Raw genomic sequence first — 22,137 nt, 5'->3', positions numbered from 1 at the left:
CCCCATTCAAATACTTGCCGACGCCGCGCCAGCATACTGCAAGCCGCCCTTCCCTTCCAGCCGTTCAGGGCAAGCGCACGCGCGCCACCACGGGCAGATGGTCGGACGGATAGCGCCCGCTGCGCTGATCGGTCAGGGCCGCATAGCTGAGCACCGCAATGCCGGCGCTGGCGAAAATATAGTCGATCCGCTCACGCAGCGGGTCGTCGATGTGAAATCCCTGGAAGGTGCCCTCGGGGCCATAGGGCGGGCTGGCCGACTGCAGGCGCGCGTCCTGCAGGGCGGCCTGCAGCAGGCGTACCTGGGGCGTGTCCGGGGTCGAGTTCAGGTCGCCCACGAACAGCACCGGCAGCTTGCCGGCGATGGCGCCGATCTTGCGCAGCATGAGCTGGGCCGACTCGTACTGGGCGACCCGGCCCTCATGATCGAAATGGGCATTGAATACGTAAAAGCGCTTGCCGCTGCGGCGGTCGCGCAGACGCGCCCAGCTCGCGATGCGGTTGCAGCAGCGCCCGTCCCAGCCGCGCGAGGGCCGCTCGGGCGTCTCGCTCAGCCAGAAATCGCCATGCTGCTCGAGCGCGAAACGGGCCAGGCGAAAGAAGATCGCCGCATGCTCGCCCTTGAACTGGCCGTCGTCGCGGCCGACACCCACGCGCCCGAAACCGCCCATGGCTTCCAGATCGCTGACCTGCTGCGGCAGCGCCTCCTGGGTGCCGAACACGTCGAAGCCATGGTAGCGCACCAGTTCGAGCACGGCCTCACGCCGCTGCGGCCAGGCGTTGGCGCCATCGGCCGCCGTGTCGAGGCGCAGATTATAGGTGGCGACGACAAAGCTGTCGCCCGCCTGCGCGGCAGCACTTAGCAGCCAGAGTGCCAGCAGCAGCAGGCGCTTCACGGTGCTTCCTGCCAGCGCAGGGTGGCCACGCTGCGCGCCGGCACGGTGAAGCCGAAGTCGCGCCCGCCCTCGCGCACGGCCAAGGCCTGGGCGCGGCTATCCACATTGACGACCACCAGCACCAGGCTGCCGTCCGGGTTGCGGAAGGCGACGCTGGCCTGTTCGAACGGTCCGCCGCTGCTGGCCACGCGGCGCGCGCCGGCCTGCAGGAAGCGGCTGGCGTGCGCCAGCGCATAGTATTCGGCATTGCGGGTGACGGCGCCGCTGCTGCTGTTGATCGTGACCACACCGCGGCAGTCGCCGCAGCCGCCCAGGTGGGGGCCATATTTTTCGTCGAGCGCCAGGTTCCACATCAGCACGCCGCGCGCCCAGTTGCGGCTGGCGCCGACCACCAGCTGGCGCGTATTCCACAGCAGCGCATCGGCCCAGTCGGGCGCCCATTCGCCACCCGAGCACTCGGTAAACAGCACCTCCTTGTCCGGATAGGCGTCGCGCACGCGCGCCTGCGCCTCGACCGCGCCCGCATAGCAGTGCCAGGCCACGCCCGTCACATAGCGCGCGGCGCGCGCATCGGCCAGCACGGTCAGCGGCGACTCGGGCTCGTTCCAGTTATGGTCCCAGTCGTAGATGCGCACGGCGGGCGAACGGGCCGCCAGCAGCGGACCGATATGCTCGCCGATCAGACGCGCGCGGTCGGGCGCATTGATGCGCATGCCCGGATAGTCCTGCGGCTCGAAGTGCGGCTCGTTCTGCACCGTGATGGCGCTAATCGGCACCCCTTCGGCGGCAAACGCATCGAGGTAGCGCACCAGGTAGCGCGCAAAGCTGTCGTAGTGCTCGGGCTTCAGGCTGCCCTTGATCAGGCTGTCGCTGGTCTTCATCCAGCCGGGCGCGCTCCAGGGCGAGGCCATCACCGTCAGACCGGGCTGAATGGCCAGGGCCTGCTTCATCACGGGCAGCACGTCGGCGCGGTTGGCGTCGATCGAGAAGCGGCTCAGCGTCGGATCACTGGCGCCGGCCGGCATATCGTCATAGCTGTAGTGCTGACGCGAGAAGTCGGAAGCGCCGATGGTCAGGCGCGTGAAGCGGAAGTTGGCGCCGTCCGGGCCGAACAGGTCGCGCAGCAGGGCCTCGCGCGCGGCTGGGGTCAGGCGATTCGTCATCAGCCAGGCGCTGGCATCGGTCAGGGCCGCGCCAAAGCCAATCATCTCCTGATAGCGCGTAGCCGGAGTGATCACCAGCGGCACCGTGCCCGGGCTCGGGCTCCCCGCGGCAGCCGGCGCCAGCAGCTGGCTGCGGTCGCCGCTGGTGACCCAGGCGGCCACCGTTGGCGGCGACGACGCCGCCGGCGGCGGCACATTGGTCGAAGCAGCGCAGCCGGCCAACAGGGCCAGCGCGGCAATCACGGCAGGTTTCATGCACTCTCCTTGGGAGCCGCGCAGCAGGCGGCGATGAATTCTTCGTGGCGCGGCATCACGTCGACGCACTTGCGGATCACGCCGGCCACATTGGCCAGCATGGCGCGGATCTCGTCCGGGCTGCGCTGATCGACCAGCGGGTGGCAGGCCTGCGGGCGCAGGCCCTGGCCGTGCATCACCTGCAGCCACGAGACCTCGGTGAACAGTTCCTCGCCGTCGCGCACGATGCGCCCGTGGCTGCGATACAGCGCGAGTTTGCGGCGCAGGCTGTCCGGCACCTCCATGCGGCGGCAGTAAGCCCAGAAGGGGCTGTCGCTGCGCTCGGTCTGGTGGTAATGCAGGATGATGAAGTCGCGGATGCGCTCATACTCGAACGCCGTCTGCGCATTGAAGGCATCGATGTCGACCTGGTCGAAGGCGCGCGTGGGGAAGAAGTGGAGCAGGCGCGTGATGCCACTCTGGATCAGGTGAATGCTGGTCGATTCAAGCGGCTCGAGGAAGCCGGCCGACAGGCCGATGGCCACGCAATTGCCCTGCCAGACGCGCGCGCGCCGGCCCGGACGGAAGCGGATCAGGCGCGGCGCGGCCAGGGCCTCGCCATCCAGATGGCGCAGCAGCACGGCGCGCGCTTCGTCCTCGTCCATGAAGCGGCTGGCAAACACATGGCCATTGCCGACCCGGTGCTGCAGCGGAATGCGCCACTGCCAGCCGGCCGTGTGCGCGGTCGAACGCGTGTAGGGCAGCAGCGGGCCGCTCGGCGCGCTGGGCACGGCCAGGGCGCTGTCGCACGGCAGCCAGTGGCTCCAGTCCTCAAACGGCACGTGCTGGGCCGCGCCCAGCAGCAGAGCGGCCATGCCGGAGCAGTCGATATACAGGTCGGCGGCCAGCGCGCGCCCGTCGTCCAGATCGACCCCGGCGATATGGCCGTCGGCATCGCGCACGCGTACCCGCGTGATGCGGCCTTCGATGCGCTCGACGCCGCGCGCATCGCTGAAGCTGCGCAGGAAGCGCGCATACAGGCTGGCATCGAAGTGGAAGGCGTAGGCGATATCGGCCAGCGGCGAATTCGGCATGTCGGCCGCGCCGCGCATGAATTTGTTGTGGCGCGGGGCCACGGTATTGATCGAGAATTCGGCCAGGTCCGGCGCGGTCCCGGCCAAGAACTGGCGCAGCCAGTACTGGTAGAAGCTGACCAAGCCCGTCGATTCCGGCCCGATCTTGCCGAAGCCGTGGATATAGCGGCTGCCGAGCGCGCGCCAGTCGACAAATTCGATCCCGAGCTTGAAGCTGCCCTGGGTCGCGCGCAGAAACGCATCCTCGTCGATGCCGAGCGCCGCATTGAAAGTGCGGATATGCGGGATGGTGGCCTCGCCGACGCCGATCGCGCCGATCTGCTCCGATTCCACCAGGCGGATGCGCGGGCCGGCCGGCAGCAGCGCGGCCAGTGCGGCAGCCGTCATCCAGCCGGCGGTGCCGCCGCCAACGATCAGAATATCGCGAATCGCCAGGTCGTCCATCTGCCCTCCTTACAAGCGCATACCGCTATCCGGGTCGAACAGCGACACCGCGTCCGCATCGATGCCCAGCGCGACCTCGCTGCCGGGTGCAACACTGCGGCCGTCGTGGACCAAGGCCGCCAGACGCCAGCTGGGCGCGGCCAGCCAGAGCACCTGGTGGTTGCCCATCGCCTCGACCAGTTCGACCGTCGCGTGCAGCGGCCCGGCGCCGACCTGCACGTGCTCGGGCCGCACGCCCAGCAGCACCGGCCCGGTACGCGGCGAGCCCGCAAACGCATAGTTGGAGAGATCGAGCTCCAGACCGGCGCAATGGAAGGCCTGGTCGGCGCCGAGCGTGCCGGCCACGCACTGCATCGGCGGGGCGCCCAGGAAGCCGGCCACAAACAGATTGGCCGGGCGCGCGTAGACCTCGGCGGGCGTGCCGATCTGCTGGATCTCGCCGGCGCGCATCAGCACCAGGCGCGTGCCCAGGGTCATGGCTTCGGCCTGGTCGTGGGTGACATACACGGTGGTGGTGCCCAGGCGCTGGTGCAGCAGCTTGATGTCGCGCCGCAGCTGGGTGCGCAGCTGCGCGTCCAGGTTCGACAGGGGTTCGTCCATCAGAAACAGGCCGGCGTCGCGCACCAGCGCGCGCCCGATCGCCACGCGCTGACGCTGCCCGCCCGATAACTGGGACGGGCGCCGTGCCAGCAGTGGCTCGAGTTCCAGCATGGCCGCCACCCGCGCCACCCGCGCCGCGATTTCGGCGCGCGCCATGCCGGCCATGCGCAGGCCAAACGAAAGATTGCCCGCCACGCTCATGGTCGGATACAGCGCATACGACTGGAACACCATGCCGATCCCACGCACACTCGGTTCCGCCTGCGTCATATCGACGCCGCCGATGCGGATGCTGCCGCCGCTGACCTCCTGCAGGCCGGCGATCGCATGCAGCAGGGTCGACTTGCCGCAGCCCGAGGGGCCGAGCAGGACCACGAATTCGCCGTCGTCGACCTGCAGCGACAGCTCGCGCAGCACGCGCTGGCCGTTCAGGGTGACGCTGAGTGAATCGATTGCGAGGTTTGCCATGAGATTCAGCCTTTGACGGCGCCGGCCGTGATGCCGCGCACAAACCAGCGGCCGGCGCACACATACAGGACCAGCGGGCCGAGCGCCGTGATGACGGTGGCCGCCATATTCACGTTGTGCAGGCGCTGGCCGGTGGTGGTGTTGACCAGGTTGTTCAGCTGGACCGTCATCGGCTGATGATCGGGACCGGCGAACACCAGGCCAAGCAGATAGTCGTTCCAGACGCCCGTGGCCTGCAGGATGGCGGCCACGGCCAGCATCGGCAGCGATAGCGGCAGCATCAGCTGGACGAAGATGCGCAGAAAGCCGCCGCCATCAATGCGCGCCGCATGGAACAGCTCACGCGGCACGGCCAGGTAGTAATTCCGGAAAAGCAGGGTCAGCATCGGCATGCTGAAAATCGTGTGCACGAGGACGATGCCGGGCAGGCTGCCGAACCAGCCGATCAGCGCCAGCGCATGCACGAGCGGATAGACCATCACCTGCAGCGGCACGAAGGCGCCCGCCATCAGCAGGGCAAACAGCAGATTGGCGCCGCGCACGCGCCAGAAGCTCAGCGCATAGCCGTTCAGGGCCCCCAGCAGCACCGGCAGCACGGTGGCCGGCAGCGTGATCGCCACGGAATTGAGCAGACCGGCGCGCAGGCCGCAGGCGGCATCGGCGCAGTCGCCCTGCCAGGCCAGACGCCAGGCCGCCAGGTCCGGCTGCTGCGGCAGCGCGAACAGGCCGCCGGCGCGGATCTCCTCGAGCGGCTTGAGCGAGGTGGCCAGCATCACATACAGCGGCGCGGCAAAGGCCAGCGCCGCCAGCGCCAGAAAGACCAGCAGCCCGATGCGGCCGATGCGCGCGTTCATGCGCGCTCCCGGCGCAGCAGCGCAAACGGCAGCAGCAGGGCCAGTACCGGCACCAGCAGCATCACCGCGCCGGCCGAGGCCAGGCCCAGATTGGCGCGTCCGAACAGGTGGTCCATGATGAATTTGGCCGGCACCTCGCTGGCCATGCCGGGACCGCCGCCGGTCATCGCCACCACCGGGTCGAACAGCTTGACCACGCCGGTGGCCAGAATCAGGAACGCACTGGCCACGGCCGGCCCGAGCTGGGGCAGCGCCACCGACAGATAAAAGCGCCAGGCCGGCACGCCATCGAGCCGCGCCGCCTTGCGCAGATCGGGATCGATCCCGCGCAGGCCGGCCAGCAGAATCGCCATCACCAGCCCGGACGACTGCCAGGTGGTGGCCAGCACCAGGGCCGGAATCACCATCGTTTCGTCGACCAGCCAATCGAGGCCGATGCCCATCTCGGGATTGAACATCCACTGCCAGACCAGGCCCGCGGCGACAAAGGACATCGCATACGGATACAGAAAGACCGTGCGCAGCAGGCCCTCGGCGCGCAGGTTCTGGTCGACCAGCACGGCCAGCAGAAAGCCCAGCAGCAGACAGGCGGCGATGAACAACACCCCATACAGGGCCAGGTGGTCGAGCGAGACCAGCCAGCGCTCATTGTCGAACAGGCGCTGGTACTGGAGGAAGCCGACGAACACGTCCGAGGGAAACGAGCGCGCCGATGTGAACGAGGTGCGCAGGGTCCACAGCACGGTGCCCAGATAGGCGCCCAAGGTCACCACGGCCAGCGGCAGCAGGGCGGCATGGGGCGCCAGCCGGCGCAGGCCGCGCATCAGTACCTCAGAGCGGCGGCGATCGCCTTCTGTACCTGGGCCACCGGCTGCTCGCGGTTCCAGTAGGCGGTCAGGGCGTCGGCCAGGGCGCCGTTCTGGTCGGGCGTCAGATAGACCTCGCCGATGCCGACATGGCGGCTGCGGTCCTTGAGCGCGGCCCAGCCCAGCTGGGCGCAGGCGTCGAGCGTGCTGACGTCGACATCGGGGCGCACCGGCAGCGAACCCTTGAGGCGGTTGAAGGCCAGCTGGGTGGCCGGGGCCACCATCACCTGCCCCAGCAACTGCTGGGCGCGCGCCATGTCGGCATTGCCGCGGCGCGGGAAGACGAAGGCGTCGCCCTGGATCAGATAGGGTGCGCGCGCGCCGAAGCCGGGCAGGCAGCCATAATCCTTGCCGGGACTGAGGCGGGCCGCGCCGAATTCGGCCTTGACCCAGTCGCCCATGATCTGCACCCCGGCGCGCCCGCTGATCAGCAGAGCGCTGGCGTCGTTCCAGTTGCGCCCCGGCGCGCCCCGGTCGACGTAGGTGGACAGGCGCTTGAAGGCCAGCAGCACCTGGAGGAAGGCGTCCGACTGGATCGCGCGCGGGTCGCGCTCGCGCAGCACTTTCAGGTACAGGTCCTTGCCGCCGACATTGGCCAGCACGGTCATGAAGACGATGTTCTCCTGCCAGCTCTGGCCGCCGTGAGCCAGGGCGATCAGGCCGGCCGCCTTCAGCTTGTCGAGCGCGGCGAACAGTTCGTCCATATTGGCCGGCTCGCGCGCGATGCCGGCCTTGCGGAAGGCCGCCTTCGAATACCAGATCCAGCCGGGGCTGTGAAAATCGACCGGCACCGCGTAGTAGTGGCCGTCCTGGCGGATCACATCGCGGATCGGTTCGGGCAGGGTCTGGTCCCAATGCTCGCGCGCGGCCAGGGCGTCGACATTTTCGAGCATGGCCGCGTCGATCATGTCGCGGAACTGGCGCGAGGTATTGAACTGGGCGGCGGCCGGCGCCTTGCGCCCGACGATGCGGTTGATGGCGACGGCGCGTGCCTGCTCGCTGCCGGCCACCGGGCTGTCCTGCCAGGTGCCGCCGGCGGCGCGGTAGGCATCGGCCATCACGCGCACTGCCGCCGATTCGCCGCCCGAGGTCCACCAGTGGATCACTTCGGCCGGCGGCAGCGGCGCCGCCGGCCCCGGCGCGGGCGCCAGGGCCATGCCGAGCGCGATCGCGCCGGCCAGGCGGTGAACAGTCAACATCGCGTCTCCTTTGAGCGTCGCGCCCTCAAAGGCGCCCGGGTAAAGTTCCTCGATTGGAAACGTTACCAAATTCTGAGGCCGACTATAGCATCGGCCGATTTGGCATGTCAACGCCTAGCGAAAACAGTCGCGCGCCAGCCACGCCAGCACGCGCGCAATCAGGGCCGGGCGCTGGTTATTGAAGCCATGGTCGTCGTCCAGCTCCTGGTAGTCGGCCTGGCCGCCGGCCGCGCGCACGGCCGCCGCCAGCGGCTGCAGCGCCGCCGGGCCCGACACGGCACTGTCACGCGTGGCCGCCACCAGCAGCAGCGGATGGCGCGCCAGGGCCGGCGCCTGCGCCTGGTAGTCATAGGCCTCGCGCTGGGTCCACAGTTCCTCCATCAGGGCCGCGCTGTCGGTGCGCAGCATGCCGCCCTCGGGCGCGGCGTACAGGGCATAGGCGGCCGCGCGGCTGGCCTTTTCGTCCGGATGATCGGCGAAACGCTTGCCGCTCAGGCCCGCGTTCCAGGCCGCCAGGCCGGCCGCACACACGGCCGGCGGCTGGCGCGCCGCCGTCTGCAGGGCCAGCCAGCCGCCGTAGCTGTGGCCGATCAGGGCGATGCGGGCCGGGTCGATCCCGTACTGGCGCGCGATCTCGGGCTGGCGCGCCCAGCGCAGCACGGCGTCGACATCCTGCAGGCCATTGGCGAAGGACATGCGCCCGGCCGAGCCCCACATGCCGCGCGGGTGGAAGAACAGCACGTTGTAGCCGGCCGCGCGCGCGGCCTGGCCGAGATCGAGATTGCGTTCATTGCCGGGCATCCCGTGCAGCAGCAGCACGAGCGGGCGCGGTCCGTCGGCGGCGGGCCGGTACAGCAGGCCGTTCATGCGCGCGCCCTCGCTGCTGAGGACCAGTTCAGCCATGCTGGCCGGACTGGCGGCCAGGGCGAAGACGAAGGCAGATACAGTGAGCATGGGGGACTCCGGCGACGGGGTCCCCCATTGTAAGGCGGGCTCAGGCGAGCGCCAAGCCGGCTCAGAAGCTGTTCAGGGCCTTATTGAAGCGCAGCAGCCACAGGCGGCTCGGACGCTCGCGGTCCTCGCCGCGCGCCACCCGGATGGTGTTGGCGGCGTCGCAGCCCAGGGCCGCGCTGGTGATGATGAGGCCATTCGCATCGACCGTGCAGGCGGTGACATCGGCGCCCTCGACCGCCACCCCGGCCGGGGTGAAGATCTTGGTCTTCAGGCCAAAGTCATTGTCGTTGGCCAGCGCCAGGGTGTTGGCATCGACCAGGGCCAGGCCCTCGGCCTTTTCGGCCAGCCAGCCAATCGCGTTCAGGTCGAGCAGCAGGGTCTTCTTCAGCGGCACGACCTTGCTCCAGTCGGCCCCGTTCACGGCCTGCGCGCCCATGCTGCTCTTTTCCAGATCCGAACTGGCCGGATTGAAGGCGGCCGCGCCGATGTCGGTGGCACTGGCCGTGTCGACCAGCATCAGCTTGTTGAACACCTTGCCGTTCGGCGCCGCGCCCTGCTCGATGACGATGAACTTGCCGTTGCCGAGCGCGACCATCTCGCCGAGCTTGGCATTGCCGGTGCGGCCGTCCTGGTAGTCGGCCGCATCGATCGGATAGGCGAACATGCGCGTGCTCTTGCCGCTGTTCGGATCGAACTCCATCCAGCGCGTGAAGCGGGCGAAGCGCTCGATGCGTTCGCTCTTGCCGCTCACGCTGTACAGCGCATTGCCGTCGGTCAGTGGGCTTTGCAGGAAGCCGTAGATCTTGTCGGCCACGCTGTCATAGGCCATGCCTTCCATGCCGCGGTTGGCGCGGCGCTTGAGGAAGATGTCGGGCAGACCGCTGCCCGGCGCATACCGGGCCTGCACCACGCCGGTGGCCACATCGAGCTTCAGCAGGAAGGGGCCGTATTCATCGGCCACCCACAGGGCATTGCGCTTCTTGTCGAAGGCGATGGCTTCGCTGTCCAGACCGGCGGCGCTGAAATTGGCGCGGCTGGCCGGGTCGTATTTCATGGTGTCGAACACCGGCACCTCGGCCGAGTTGCCGAGCTGGCCAATCGGCAGCGGCAGACCGGAGGCCGGAATCGTGGCCGTCATCCGCACCGGCATGCTGGAAGTCAGCACCGCGCCGTTCTTGCCGACGGTGATCACACCGATGGCCGGCGCGAAACTGGGCGCGGGAAAGATCTTGGCGCCGGTGGTGCCGCTGGCGCCAATCGCGGGCACGTTCGGTCCATCGCCGTTCGGGCCGCGGTCGGTCAGGCCGTAGAACTCCAGATCGCCATTGCTGTTGACACCCTTGAAGCTCAGGGCCGAGCCATAGGACGGCAGGAAGCCGAGCGGGAACTCGGCCTTGACGGCGGCATTGCTGCCCTCGTAGGGCACGTAGTAGCTGCTGGCGAACTGAATCTGGTAGCGCGTGACCGTGCCGGCCACGGCGCCCAGGGCGGTGTTCTGGCTGAAGCTCTCGGCCACCGGGGTGTTGAGCTTGGCAGCCAGCGTGTCCTGGAAATGCTCGCGCACCAGGGTGCGGCGGTCCTCGTCCAGACTGCGCGCGCCATAGGCGGCCCCTGCCGCCGTCAGCACGGGCGCCAGCGCGCTCTGGAAGGCGGCCGGGGTGGCCCCGAAGTCGAGGCTCTTGCCGGCCAGCGCGCTGTTGACCGCGGCCGTGATCTTGATGCCGTTCTGCGGGTCGCTGTCTTGATCGAGCAGCTGCAGCAACAGCAGGCGGTTGACCACGCGCGCATCCTTGTCGTCGCTGACGCCGGCCAGCTGCAGCGGCGTGATGCTGGTGGCGCAGGCCGCGCTGCCCAGACTGATGCCGCCGACCGAGAAGTTCACGGTACTGCCCTGCAGACAGGTGAATTCGCCTTTCGGGCCGGTACTGGCCGGGGCCGCCGAGCCCGCCTGGTAGCTCAGGCCTTCGACGGCGCCATCGAGGAAGACGCCATTGACCGGCTGCGGCACCGGCTGGCCTTGGTCAACGCTGCCGCAGGCAGCCAGGAAAACGGCCAGGCTCGCGCCCAGCGGAGTGAGTTTGGATGGGAACATGATTGCCTCAGGGTGCCTTGAAAACAGCGCACCTTAGCGGTCGCGCGTGACGCCCTGATGACAATCGGACCACCCCGGCCGCAGCCGGGGCGCGGGTGTTTACAGCCCGTCGAAGTTGGCCGGACGCTTGGCCAGGAAGGCGTGCATGCCTTCGCGCTGGGCCGGGGTGCCGAAGGCCGCGTGGAACAGGCGGCGCTCGTAGCGCACGCCTTCGGTCAGCGGGGTTTCGAAGGCGACGTTGACGGCGTCCTTGATCATCATCGCCACGCTGGTCGGCATGGCGGCGATGGTGGTGGCGGCGGCCAGACTTTCCTCGATCAGCTTGTCGGCCGGGACCACGCGCGACACCAGACCGGTGCGCTCGGCTTCGGTGGCGTCGATCATGCGCGCCGTCAGCAGCAGGTCCATGGCCTTGGCCTTGCCGATGGTGCGCGGCAGGCGCTGGGTGCCGCCCGCGCCCGGGGTCACGCCGACCTTGATTTCGGGCTGGCCGAACTTGGCCGACTCGGCCGCGATCAGGAAGTCGCACATCATCGCCAGTTCGCAGCCGCCGCCCAGGCAGAAGCCGGCCACGGCGCCGATCACGGGCTTACGCACGCTGAGGATATGCTCCCAGTTGCGCGTGATGTAGTTGCCCTTCCAGGTGTCCTGGTAGGTGTAGTCGGCCATGGCGGCGATGTCGGCGCCGGCGGCAAAGGCCTTCTCGCTGCCGGTCAGGACGATGCAGCCGATGCCATCGTCGGCATCGAACTTGCGCAGCGCGTCGCCGAGCTCGTTCATCATATTGTCGTTCAGGGCATTCAGGGCCTTCGGACGGTTCAGGCGGATCAGCGCAACGCGCGCGTGGACTTCAATGATCAGGTCTTGGTATTCCATGACAGCTCCTTGATGGCAATGGCAGGATTGTAGCTCAGCGCGGGGCCATGTCTTTCGGCAGCAACACCCAGACCTGGCCGGCCTGCTTCATCTTGCCGGCCTTGTCGGCCGCCTCGGGCCCGAAGCCGAAGAACACATCGACCCGGATCGCGCCCTTGATGGCCCCGCCCGTATCCTGGGCCATGGCCAGGCGGCGCAGCGGTTGGGTGCTGGCCGGTTCGGTGGTGGCCAGGAACACCGGCGCGCCCAGCGGCACATAGGACGGATCGACGGCCAGCGCGCGCCCGCCCGTCAGCGGCACGCCGAGCGAACCCTTGGGGCCGACCTTGGGATCGGGCAGCTTTTCCTCGCGGAAGAACACATACGCGGGGTTGGCGTTGAACAGCTCCTGGCGCCGCTCGGGATGGGCCGCGATCCAGGCCTTGATGCCCTGGGCCGAGGCCTGCTCGAGCGGCAGCTCGCCCTGCTCCACCAGCCAGCGGCCGATCGACTTGTAGGGGTGGCCGTTCTGGTCGGCATAGGAGACGCGCACCACCTCGCCATTGTCGAGCTGCACGCGGCCCGAGCCCTGCACTTCGAGGAAGAAGGCCTCGGTCGGATCGTCGACCCAGAGCAGTTCCTTGCCGGCCAGCGGGGCCTTGTCGATCTCGGCGCGCGAGCCATAGGGCACGAGCTTCTTGCCGACCAGGCGGCCGCGCAGGCGCAGCGACTTGAGTTCCGGATAGACGCTGGCCAGATCGACGGTGATCAGATCCTCGGGCACGCGGTACAGCGGCGTCTGGTAGGGGCCGCCCGGCTTGCGTGCGCCGCGCAGCATGGCTTCGTAATAGCCTGTGATCAGACCGGAATCGCTGCCGTCGGCCGCGCGCACGCGGTAGGGGGTAAACAGGCGCTCAAAATAGTCGCGCACGGCGGTGCCGTCGCGCCCATTGACGGTGGCGGCGGCCGCGCACGCGCGCTGCCATTCGGCGCGCCGCGCCAGGGCGCTGCACGAGGCCTGCCAGGCCGGCCAGGCCGCGCTCAGCTCGTCTTCTGTCCAGCCCGGCAACTGCCCGAAGTCGACCGCCGTCAGCAGCGGCACCGGCGCCGGTGCGGGCACCGGTGCGGGCGCGGGCGGCTGCACGGCCGGCGCGGGCGGCGGCGGGCTGACCCGCGGCGCGGGGCTCTGACAGGCAGCCAGCAGGCTGGCCACGGCCAGCACGGAAAGCGGTAAACTGCCGGATCTCTTCAGCAAAGGACGCATGATGTGGGTATTGATGATTGAAGCAGGCGTGGCCCTGTTCCTGCTGCTGTTTATTGTCTGGTGGACGATGTTCTCCGGCCCCAAGCGCGAGGACCAGGACCACGAGGAGCCGCCCAAGGAATAGGCGGCAGTTTAATGCAGGGTGCGCGGCAGGGACAGCACGAATTCCGGGATCTTGACCTCGAAGCGGTGCCCGTCTTCGGCCACGCAGAAATACTCGCCATACATCGAGCCCTGCGGCGTGGCCAGCTGGGTGCCGCTCGTGTATTCGAACTCCTCGCCCGGCTTGAGCAGCGGCTGATGCCCGACCACGCCAAGCCCGTGCACTTCCTGCACATGGTTGTTGGCGTCGGTGATCACCCAATGGCGTGAAATCAGCTGGGCCGGCACGTCTCCCGTGTTTTTGATGGTGATCGAATACGTGAACACATAGGTGGTGCGGCTCGGGTCAGATTGCTCCGGCAGATACTGGGTGCGCACGGTGATCTGGAAGTCATAAACGGCCATGGGGGCATCCTTATTGTCAAACGAGCCAAGCTGGCATGATACCGCGTTGGGCGCCGCGGCGCCCGCCGCAATCGAACGCGCGGGCCGGTACAATAGAGCATCTTTCACCTACCCACCCGCACGCCATGACGACTTTTCGCATCGCACCGAGCATCCTGTCCGCCGACTTCGCCCGCCTGGGCGAGGAAGTGCGCAACGTGATCGCGGCCGGCGCCGACATCATCCACTTTGACGTGATGGACAACCATTACGTTCCCAACCTGACGATCGGCCCGCTGGTCTGCCAGGCGATCCGCCCGCACGTGCAGGCGCCGATCGACGTGCACCTGATGGTCAAACCGGTCGACCGCATCATTCCCGATTTCGCCAAGGCCGGCGCCGACATCATCACCTTCCACCCGGAAGCCTCGGAGCACATCGACCGCACGCTGCAACTGATCAAGGACAATGGCTGCAAGGCCGGCCTGGTGTTCAACCCGGCCACGCCCCTGCACTACCTCGACCATGTGATGGACAAGCTCGACATGATTCTGATTATGTCGGTCAACCCCGGCTTCGGCGGCCAGTCCTTCATCGACGAGGCGCTGAAGAAAGTCGCGCTCGCGCGCCGGCGCATCCAGGATTCGGGCCGCGACATCCTGCTCGAAGTCGACGGCGGCATCAAGGTCGAGAACATCCGCGCCGTGGCCGAAGCCGGGGCTGACACCTTCGTGGCCGGCTCCGCCATTTTCGGCAAACCCGATTACCAGGAAGTGATCGCGGCCATGCGCGCCGAACTGGCCAAGGTCGGCCAATGAAGGCAGCGATCCGCGCCGCCATCATCGACCTCGACGGGACCATGCTCGACACCCTGCCCGACTTCGAGCTGGCCCTGAATGGCATGCGCGCGGAATGCGGGCTGGCCCCGATCGGCCTGGCCCAGATCGCCACCCTGGTCGGCAAGGGCAGCGAGCACCTGGTGCGCAGCGTGCTCGCGCTCGACTGGGACGCGGCCCGCATCGACACCCACTTCGCGGCGGCCATGGCGGCCTACCAGCGCCACTACCTGCGCATCAATGGCCAGCGCGCGACCCTCTATCCGGACGTGCTGGCCGGCCTGCAGGCCCTGCGCGAGCAAGGCCTGCGTCTGGCCTGCGTGACCAACAAGCCGATCGCCTTCACCCTGCCGCTGCTGGAAGCGAAAGGCCTGCGCTCCTATTTCGACGTGGTCTACGGCGGCGATTCGCTGGCGCGCAAGAAGCCCGACCCGCTGCCGCTGACGACGGTCTGCCGCGACTTCGATCTGGCGCCGGCCCAGGTGGTGGCGATCGGCGACTCGTCCAACGACGCCGAGGCGGCGCGCGCGGCTGGGTGCCCGGTGCTGACGGTCCCGTATGGCTACAACCACGGCCTGTCTGTGCAAGAAATAGATTCTGATGGTATAGTCTCCTCGTTGCTAGACGCAGCAACGCGTATAAGTCTGCACAACACAACCATCCACTAACGCATGTTTTTTACCAAAAAACACACGCATCACACCGGCGCCCTTGAGGCCTGGCTGTGGCGACGCTGGCAATCCTGGGCTAACTGACCCCCTGGTTGCTGCTGGCTGCGCGCGCATCTGGCAGGTTTTTTGGAAAACACCACCGCCTCCCCCATCCCACGGCGGTCCGGAGTGAACATGACTGAACTCGAATTCAAATCGCTGGCCGCAGAAGGCTATACCCGCATTCCCCTGATCGCGGAAGCCTTCGCCGATCTCGAAACCCCGCTCACCCTCTACCTGAAGCTGGCGCAGTCGCAGCACAATGGGCGCAACACCTTCCTGCTGGAGTCGGTGGTCGGGGGCGAGCGCTTCGGCCGCTTCTCCTTCATCGGCCTGCCTGCCAACACGGTGATCCGCAACCGCGGCCGCCACACCGAAGTCGTCAAGGACGGCGCCGTCATCGAGACGCACGAGGGCAATCCGCTCGACTTCCTGGCCGCCTACCAGGCGCGCTTCAAGGTGGCCGTGCGCCCCGGGATGCCGCGCTTTTGCGGCGGCCTGGCCGGCTACTTCGGCTACGACGTGGTGCGCCATATCGAAAAGACCGTGGCCGACAGCTGCCCGCCCGATGAACTGGGCCTGCCCGATCTGCAGCTGATGGTGACCGAAGAACTGGCCGTGATCGACAACCTGTCGGGCAAGCTGTATCTGATCGTCTACGCCGACCCGAGCCAGGCCGAGGCCTATTCGAAGGCGCGCCAGCGCCTGAAGGACCTGCGCATGATGCTGCGCCGCGGCGTGGACGCGCCCGTGACCTCGTCCTCGGTGCGCACCGAGACCACGCGCAGCTTCGCCAAGGAGGATTATCTGCGCGCCGTGGCCAAGGCCAAGGAGTACATCATGGCCGGCGACCTGATGCAGGTGCAGATCGGCCAGCGCCTGCGCAAGCCCTATGTCGACCACCCGCTGACCCTGTACCGCGCGCTGCGTTCGCTGAATCCCTCGCCCTACATGTACTACTACAATTTCGGCGAGATGCAGGTGGTCGGCTCCTCGCCCGAGATTTTGGTGCGCAACGAGACCCTGCCCGACGGCGGCCGCAAGGTCACGCTGCGTCCGATCGCCGGCACCCGCCCGCGCGGCAATACGCCCGAGCGCGACGCCGAACTGGCGCGCGAGCTGCTGGCCGATCCGAAGGAAATCGCCGAGCACGTGATGCTGATCGACCTGGCGCGCAATGACCTGGGCCGGATTTCCGAGATCGGCAGCGTGAAGGTGACCGACCGCCTCGTGATCGAAAAATACTCGCACGTCCAGCACATCGTCTCCAACGTCGAAGGCCGCCTGCAGGACGGCATGTCGAATCTCGATGTGCTGCGCGCCACCTTCCCGGCCGGGACCCTGACCGGCGCGCCCAAGGTGCGCGCGATGGAAATCATCGACGAACTCGAGCCGACCAAGCGCGGCGTGTACGGCGGCGCCTGCGGCTATCTGTCGTTCGGCGGCGAGATGGATCTGGCGATCGCGATCCGCACCGGCATCGTCCAGGACGGCATGCTGTACGTGCAGGCGGCGGCCGGCGTGGTGGCCGACTCCATCCCCGAGATGGAATGGCTGGAGACCGAGAACAAGGCGCGCGCCGTGCTGCGCGCGGCCGAACAAGTGCAAGACGGCCTGGATGGGGAGTTCTGACATGCTGCTGATGATCGATAACTACGACTCGTTCACCTACAACCTGGTGCAGTACTTCGGCGAACTTGGCCAGGACGTGCACACGGTGCGCAACGACGAGATCAGCCTGGCCGACATCGAGGCCATGGACCCGGCCCGCATCTGCATCTCGCCCGGCCCCAAGACCCCGCACGAAGCCGGGCTCTCGCTCGCGATTCTGGAGCACTTCAAGGGCAAGAAGCCGATCCTCGGCGTCTGCCTTGGCCACCAGGCCATCGGCGCGGCCTTCGGCGGCAAGGTGGTGCGCGCCAAGCAGGTCATGCACGGCAAGACCTCGCTGATCGCCCACACCGGCGAAGGCGTGTTCAAGGGTCTGCCCTCGCCGTTCACGGTGATCCGCTATCACTCGCTGGCGATCGAACGCAGCTCGCTGCCGCCCTGCCTCGAAGTGACCGCCTGGACCGACGACGGCGAAATCATGGGCGTGCGCCACAAAGACTATGACATCGAGGGTGTGCAGTTCCATCCCGAGTCGATCCTGTCCGAGCACGGCCACGCCCTGCTGAAGAACTTCCTCGAACGCTGAGAACTGCCATGACCGCCATTACGCCCCAAGAAGCGCTGCTGCGCTGTATCGAACACCGCGAGATCTTCCACGACGAGATGCTGCATCTGTTCCGCCAGATCATGCGCGGCGAGATGTCGCCCGTGATGATCGCCGCCCTGACCGTCGGCCTGCGCGTGAAGAAGGAAACCATCGGCGAGATCACGGCCGCGGCCCAGGTGATGCGCGAATTCTCGACCAAGGTGCCGATGGCCGACACCAGCCACCTGCTCGACATCGTCGGCACCGGCGGCGACGCGGCCCACACCTTCAATATCTCGACCACGGCGATGTTCGTGGCCGCCGCCGCCGGCGCGCGCGTGGCCAAGCATGGCGGGCGCTCGGTGTCCTCGTCCTCGGGCAGCGCCGATGCGCTCGAGTCGCTCGGCGCCGACATCAACCTCAAGCCCGAGCAGATCGCCCAGTCGATCGCCCAGACCGGGATCGGCTTCATGTTCGCGCCCAACCACCACGCCGCCATGAAGCACGCGGCCCCGGTGCGCAAGGAGCTCGGCGTGCGCACGATCTTCAATATTCTCGGCCCGCTGACCAATCCGGCCGGCGCCCCCAACATCCTGATGGGCGTGTTCCACCCCGACCTGGTCGGCATCCAGGTGCGCGTGCTGCAGCGCCTCGGCGCCCAGCATGCGGTGGTCGTCTACGGCAAGGACAATATGGACGAAGTCTCGCTCGGCGCCGCCACCATGGTCGGCGAACTGGTCGACGGCGAGATCCGCGAATACGAGATCCATCCCGAGGACTTCGGCATGCAGATGGTCGCCACCCGCAATCTGAAGGTGGCCGGCCCGGCCGAGTCGAAGGCCATGATGCTGGGCGCGCTCAACGGCGACCCCGGCCCGGCCACCGACATCGTCTGCCTGAACGCCGGCACCGCGCTGTACGCGGCCGGCGTGGCCACCAGCATCGCCGAAGGCATCGCCAAGGCGCGCGCCGCGATCAGCACCGGCGCCGCGATCCGCAAGATGGAGCAGTTCGTCGCCGTCACGCGCCAGCTCGGGGGCAACTGATGTTGGGGATCCATGATCTGGCGCTGTTCGTCGTCTCCGGCCTGCTGCTGAACATCATGCCCGGCCCCGACTCGCTGCTGATCATGACGCGCAGCGCCCAGCAGGGCTGGCGCGCCGGCGCCGCCGCCGTGCTGGGCATCAGCAGCGGCACCCTGGTCCACATCGGCGCGGCCGCCTTCGGCCTGTCGGCCGTGCTGGCGGCGTCGGCCACGGCCTTCAGCGTGGTCAAGCTGGTCGGCGCGGCCTACATCCTCTACCTGGCCTGGGGTCTGCTGCGCAGCCGCGACACGGGCGCGGGCGCGGCCCCGCAGGCGCTGGCGCCGCTGCCGCTGCGCCAGATCTTCGCCCAGGGCCTGCTGACCAATGTGCTCAATCCGAAGGTGGCGCTGTTCTTCCTCGCCTTCGTCCCCCAGTTCATCGATGCCGATGCGCCCAACAAGGCGCTGGCCTTCATCGCGCTGGGCACGATCTTCGATGTCAATGCCATGCTGTGGAGCCTGTTCCTGGCCGCCTTCACGGCGCGCGCCAGCGCCCAGCTCAAGCTGTCCACCCGTTTTACGCGCCTGCTCAATCGTCTGACCGGACTGCTGTTCGTCTGGCTCGGCGTGAAGCTGGCCCTGTCCGAGCAAGCCTGATATGTCCGATATTCTCAACAAGATCATGGCCGTCAAGGCCGAGGAAGTGGCGGCGGCGCGCAAGTACCGCAGCTTCGAGAGCCTGCGGCGCGACGTCGAAAGCGACCGTGAACTGCGCGCCGGCCTGCGCGGCTTTGGCGCCGCCCTGCGCGCCAAGGTCGAGGCCGGCGCTTCCGGCATCATCGCCGAAGTGAAGAAGGCCTCGCCCTCGAAAGGCGTGATCCGGCCCGACTTCGAGCCGGCCCGGATCGCCGAGAGCTACGCGCGCCACGGCGCCGCCTGCCTGTCGGTGCTGACCGACGTGCAGTTCTTCCAGGGCGCGCCCGCCTATCTGCAGGCCGCGCGCGCCGCCTGCGAGCTGCCGGTGCTGCGCAAGGACTTCATGATGGACCTGTACCAGGTATATGAAGCGCGGGCGATGGGGGCCGACTGCATCTTGCTGATCGTGGCCGCGCTCGATCACGGCCTGATGGCCGAACTCGAAGCCTGCGCGCACGAGCTCGGGATGGACGTGCTGGTGGAAGTGCACGATGGCGAAGAGCTGACGGCGGCGCTGAAGCTGCAGACCACCCTGGTCGGCATCAACAACCGCAATCTGCGCACCTTCGAGACCACGCTCGACACCACGATCGACCTGCTGCCGCGCATTCCGCGCGACCGCCTGGTGGTGACCGAATCGGCGATCGCCACGCGCGAGGACGTGGCGCGCATGCGCGGCCACGACGTCAACGCCTTCCTGGTCGGCGAAGCCTTCATGCGCGCCCCCGACCCCGGCGCCGAACTGGCCCGCCTGTTCGCCTGAAGAAAAATCGGGGTCAGACCCCATTTTTCTTTGCGGATAAATGGGGTCTGACCCCGATTTTTCTTGGCGTTACGGGCGCGCCAGGCCTTTGTGCTTGGGGTCGGCCGTCAGGCTGATATTGGGAATGCGCTCGCCCTGCAGGGTGACTTCGAACTGCATCAGCTCGTCGCGCCGGAAGGCGTGCACGGTCACCGTGTCGCCGACCGCGTAACGCGCCAGCAGCTCGGGCAAGGCGCCGGCGCGCAGGCCGTCCACGGCAATCACGATGTCGCCCGCCGACAGGCCGGCCTGGTGCGCCGCGCCGCCGCTGTGCACCTGGGTCAGGCGGGTGTCGCTGCCCTCGCGCACGCTGCTCACGTCGAGCGAGGGCTTGCTGCGCTTGCGCTCGTCCTTCAGGCTGACGCCGAACGGGGCGTACAGCTTGGCCAGCGGCAGATCGCTGGTGCCGCGCACCCATTTGTCGAACAGGGGCTTGAGCTTCAGGCCGCTGACTTCCTCGAACAGCTGCTCGACGTCCTGCTCGCTCACGCCCCGGGCGCCGCCCTGGTAAAAATCGCGCCCGTAGCGCTGCCACAGCGCGCGCATGATGTCGTCCAGGCTGCGCTTGCCCTTGGTCTGGGCGCGGATGTGCAGGTCGAAGGCCAGCGCCACCAGCGACCCTTTGGTGTAGTAGCTGACGATGGCATTCGGCGCGTTCTCGTCCTGGCGGTAGTACTTGGTCCAGGCGTCGAAACTCGATTCGGCCACGCTCTGGCGCGTGCGCCCGGCGCTGCGCAGCACGCCGCCGATGGTCTTGCCCAGCTCCTTCAGGTAGCGCGCTTCGTCGATCAGGCCGGCGCGCAGCAGCATCAGGTCGTCGTAGTAGCTGGTGAAGCCTTCGAATAGCCACAGCAGCGGCGTGTAGTTCTCGACCTGCAGATCGTAGGGCGCGAACACGGCGGGCTTGATGCGCTTGACGTTCCAGGTGTGGAAGTACTCGTGGCTGCACAGGCCGAGGTATTTCATGTAGCCGTCGGGCAGATCGGCGCCGCTGCCGGTGCGCTTGGTCGGCAGGTCGGCGCGCGCGCACACCAGCGCGGTCGAGGCGCGGTGTTCGAGCCCGCCGTAGCCGTCGCCGACGACCATGGTCATGAACACGTAGCGCTGCATCGGGGCCTGGCGGCTGCGCGGCTCGAAGAAGGCGATCTGGGTCTCGCAGATGCGTTTCAGGTCGGCCTGCAGGCGCGCCAGGTCGAGCTGCGGCGCCTGGCCGGTGAACACGATGTCGTGCGCGATGCCGTGCGCCTTGAACGTCGCCAGCTGAAAGTCGCCCATTTCGACCGGGTGGTCGATCAGTTCGTCGTAGTCGTCGGCCACATAGGTGCCGAAGCCGTAGCGCTTGGCGCCCTTCTCGCGCATGGCGGTGGCCACGCGCCAGGTCTTGGCGCTGGCATGCTGGGGACGGCGGATCTCGACTTCGTGCGGCTGCTGCTCCTGGCCGTGCACGCGCAGGAACACGCTGGTGCCGTTGAAGAAGCCGTGGGTCTGGTCGAGGTGGGCGGCGCGCACCGACAGGTCCCAGGCATACACTTCGTAGCGCAGCTCGAGCGGGCCGGCCACGGGCGCGGCCTGCCAGCTGTGCTTGTCGCGCTTGCGCAGGCGCACGGGCTTGCCGCCGCTGCTGGCCGCGATGCTGATGATATTGCGCGCGAACTCGCGGATCATGTAGCTGCCGGGGATCCAGGCGGGCAGCGCCAGCACCTGGCCGGCCGGGTCGGGCTGGGCCACATGCAGGGTGACGGTGAACAGGTGGCCGGCCAGGTCGGTCGGCTCAATCGTGTAGCGGATGGCGGGGGTCTTCATGCGTCGGTGTCGGGGAGGCGGTGGCCGCTAGTGTAAGGGATGTCGGGGTGTCGATGTCGGCGTGGATGCCGGGGTCGTCGACCGCCACGGCGCGCGTGTCGGCACTGGCGACCAGGGCGCGCGCGCCGCGGTCGCCCGCGAGCGCCAGCAGGGCCGTCAGGTGGTGGTGCTGGAAGCCGACCGGGTTGCCGCGCCGCCCTGCGTACTCGGGCACGGCGATGCTGGCGCCGGCGGCCAGGGCGGCGCTGAGCGCGCGCACCGTGTCAGGCCGCACCAGCGGCATGTCGGCCAGGGCGATCAGCCAGGACGCGGCATCGGCGCTGGCCCTTATGCCCTGCACCAGCGAGGCGGCCATGCCGTTGTCGGCCTGGGGACAGAGCACGATCTCGCAGCCGAGCGCGCGCAGGCGCGCCGCCAGATCGTCGTCGCTGCGCACCACGGCCAGCACGCGCGGCAGCACGGTCAGCAGGGTGCGCGCGCTGGCCGCGGCGACACACTCGCCGCCGGGCAGGGGCTGCAGCAGTTTATTGCGGGCGCCGCTCGGATCGAAGCGGCGCCCCCTGCCGGCGGCCAGGAGGATGCCGACCGGGGGCGCCGTCAT

22 protein-coding genes are annotated in these 22,137 nt (G+C 68.1%); 8 read left to right on the top strand and 14 right to left on the bottom strand.

Annotated features, from left to right (window positions below; genetic code table 11):
* Nucleotides 1-64: 64 nt before the first annotated feature.
* The 11 genes from LZ005_RS20710 to LZ005_RS20660 all read right to left on the bottom strand — a co-directional run bounded on the left by LZ005_RS20710 (nucleotide 65) and on the right by LZ005_RS20660 (nucleotide 12,982).
* Entirely contained in the window at nucleotides 65-895 is an 831-nt protein-coding gene (locus LZ005_RS20710) for an endonuclease/exonuclease/phosphatase family protein (RefSeq protein WP_237810413.1), read from the bottom strand.
* A complete protein-coding gene (locus LZ005_RS20705) occupies nucleotides 892-2,313 on the bottom strand; it encodes a glycoside hydrolase family 30 beta sandwich domain-containing protein (protein WP_237810412.1) in 1,422 nt (473 codons plus the stop codon). Before LZ005_RS20705 ends, LZ005_RS20710 begins: the two co-directional genes overlap by 4 nt.
* Nucleotides 2,310-3,830, bottom strand: a complete 1,521-nt coding sequence (locus tag LZ005_RS20700; protein WP_237810411.1) for a tryptophan halogenase family protein — start codon at nucleotides 3,828-3,830, stop codon at nucleotides 2,310-2,312. Before LZ005_RS20700 ends, LZ005_RS20705 begins: the two co-directional genes overlap by 4 nt.
* Before the next feature lie 9 nt (nucleotides 3,831-3,839).
* Nucleotides 3,840-4,898, bottom strand: a complete 1,059-nt coding sequence (locus LZ005_RS20695; RefSeq protein WP_237810410.1) for an ABC transporter ATP-binding protein — start codon at nucleotides 4,896-4,898, stop codon at nucleotides 3,840-3,842.
* 5 nt (nucleotides 4,899-4,903) lie between these two features.
* Entirely contained in the window at nucleotides 4,904-5,752 is an 849-nt protein-coding gene (locus LZ005_RS20690) for a carbohydrate ABC transporter permease (RefSeq protein WP_237810409.1), read from the bottom strand.
* Nucleotides 5,749-6,576 (bottom strand): carbohydrate ABC transporter permease, encoded by an 828-nt coding sequence (locus LZ005_RS20685; protein WP_237810408.1) that lies wholly within the window; start codon nucleotides 6,574-6,576, stop codon nucleotides 5,749-5,751. The genes LZ005_RS20690 and LZ005_RS20685 overlap by 4 nt, the downstream gene beginning before the upstream one ends.
* Nucleotides 6,576-7,817: an ABC transporter substrate-binding protein gene (locus tag LZ005_RS20680; protein WP_237810407.1), complete on the bottom strand. Its 1,242-nt coding sequence runs from the start codon at nucleotides 7,815-7,817 to the stop codon at nucleotides 6,576-6,578. Before LZ005_RS20680 ends, LZ005_RS20685 begins: the two co-directional genes overlap by 1 nt.
* A 114-nt stretch (nucleotides 7,818-7,931) precedes the next feature.
* Nucleotides 7,932-8,771 (bottom strand): S9 family peptidase, encoded by an 840-nt coding sequence (locus LZ005_RS20675; protein WP_237810406.1) that lies wholly within the window; start codon nucleotides 8,769-8,771, stop codon nucleotides 7,932-7,934.
* Between the two features lie 61 nt (nucleotides 8,772-8,832).
* Nucleotides 8,833-10,863 (bottom strand): esterase-like activity of phytase family protein, encoded by a 2,031-nt coding sequence (locus tag LZ005_RS20670; RefSeq protein WP_237810405.1) that lies wholly within the window; start codon nucleotides 10,861-10,863, stop codon nucleotides 8,833-8,835.
* Between the two features lie 99 nt (nucleotides 10,864-10,962).
* Nucleotides 10,963-11,739 (bottom strand): enoyl-CoA hydratase, encoded by a 777-nt coding sequence (locus LZ005_RS20665; RefSeq protein ID WP_237810404.1) that lies wholly within the window; start codon nucleotides 11,737-11,739, stop codon nucleotides 10,963-10,965.
* Nucleotides 11,740-11,773: 34 nt separating this feature from the next.
* Entirely contained in the window at nucleotides 11,774-12,982 is a 1,209-nt protein-coding gene (locus LZ005_RS20660; protein WP_237810403.1) for a murein transglycosylase A, read from the bottom strand.
* Between LZ005_RS20660 and LZ005_RS21710 the strand changes: the two genes are divergently transcribed.
* Nucleotides 12,981-13,106 carry a hypothetical protein gene (locus LZ005_RS21710; RefSeq protein ID WP_269106892.1) on the top strand — a complete coding sequence of 42 codons (126 nt, stop codon included), beginning with the start codon at nucleotides 12,981-12,983 and terminating at the stop codon, nucleotides 13,104-13,106. The genes LZ005_RS20660 and LZ005_RS21710 overlap by 2 nt on opposite strands.
* 8 nt (nucleotides 13,107-13,114) lie before the next feature.
* On the opposite strand, the gene apaG is transcribed toward LZ005_RS21710, so the two are convergent.
* Nucleotides 13,115-13,489 carry a Co2+/Mg2+ efflux protein ApaG gene (gene apaG / locus LZ005_RS20655; RefSeq protein WP_237810402.1) on the bottom strand — a complete coding sequence of 125 codons (375 nt, stop codon included), beginning with the start codon at nucleotides 13,487-13,489 and terminating at the stop codon, nucleotides 13,115-13,117.
* A gap of 125 nt (nucleotides 13,490-13,614) precedes the next feature.
* Between apaG and rpe the strand changes: the two genes are divergently transcribed.
* From rpe to trpC, 7 genes are all read left to right on the top strand, one after another.
* Entirely contained in the window at nucleotides 13,615-14,286 is a 672-nt protein-coding gene (gene rpe / locus LZ005_RS20650) for a ribulose-phosphate 3-epimerase (protein ID WP_237810401.1), read from the top strand.
* Complete coding sequence (locus LZ005_RS20645) at nucleotides 14,283-14,972, top strand: phosphoglycolate phosphatase (RefSeq protein WP_237810400.1); 690 nt, start codon at nucleotides 14,283-14,285, stop codon at nucleotides 14,970-14,972. Before rpe ends, LZ005_RS20645 begins: the two co-directional genes overlap by 4 nt.
* Nucleotides 14,973-15,149: 177 nt before the next feature.
* Nucleotides 15,150-16,646, top strand: a complete 1,497-nt coding sequence (gene trpE, locus LZ005_RS20640; RefSeq protein ID WP_237810399.1) for an anthranilate synthase component I — start codon at nucleotides 15,150-15,152, stop codon at nucleotides 16,644-16,646.
* Nucleotide 16,647: 1 nt separating this feature from the next.
* Nucleotides 16,648-17,211 (top strand): aminodeoxychorismate/anthranilate synthase component II, encoded by a 564-nt coding sequence (locus tag LZ005_RS20635; protein WP_237810398.1) that lies wholly within the window; start codon nucleotides 16,648-16,650, stop codon nucleotides 17,209-17,211.
* Between the two features lie 8 nt (nucleotides 17,212-17,219).
* Complete coding sequence (trpD, locus tag LZ005_RS20630; protein WP_237810397.1) at nucleotides 17,220-18,257, top strand: anthranilate phosphoribosyltransferase; 1,038 nt, start codon at nucleotides 17,220-17,222, stop codon at nucleotides 18,255-18,257.
* Nucleotides 18,257-18,892, top strand: a complete 636-nt coding sequence (locus LZ005_RS20625; RefSeq protein ID WP_237810396.1) for a LysE family translocator — start codon at nucleotides 18,257-18,259, stop codon at nucleotides 18,890-18,892. The genes trpD and LZ005_RS20625 overlap by 1 nt, the downstream gene beginning before the upstream one ends.
* A 1-nt stretch (nucleotide 18,893) precedes the next feature.
* Complete coding sequence (trpC, locus tag LZ005_RS20620; RefSeq protein WP_237810395.1) at nucleotides 18,894-19,694, top strand: indole-3-glycerol phosphate synthase TrpC; 801 nt, start codon at nucleotides 18,894-18,896, stop codon at nucleotides 19,692-19,694.
* Nucleotides 19,695-19,763: 69 nt separating this feature from the next.
* Here trpC and LZ005_RS20615 read toward each other — a convergent pair whose 3' ends face one another.
* Nucleotides 19,764-21,536 carry a M61 family metallopeptidase gene (locus tag LZ005_RS20615; protein WP_237810394.1) on the bottom strand — a complete coding sequence of 591 codons (1,773 nt, stop codon included), beginning with the start codon at nucleotides 21,534-21,536 and terminating at the stop codon, nucleotides 19,764-19,766.
* On the bottom strand, nucleotides 21,505-22,137 hold the full coding sequence (locus LZ005_RS20610; RefSeq protein WP_237810393.1) for an NTP transferase domain-containing protein: 633 nt from the start codon (nucleotides 22,135-22,137) through the stop codon (nucleotides 21,505-21,507). The genes LZ005_RS20615 and LZ005_RS20610 overlap by 32 nt, the downstream gene beginning before the upstream one ends.

It is taken from the genome of Massilia sp. TS11, assembly GCF_022012445.1.
In the GTDB taxonomy this organism is placed as follows: Bacteria; Pseudomonadota; Gammaproteobacteria; order Burkholderiales; family Burkholderiaceae_D; genus Telluria.
Note: the sequence above shows the minus strand (reverse complement) of the source record. Positions and strands in the feature narration are given on the sequence as shown.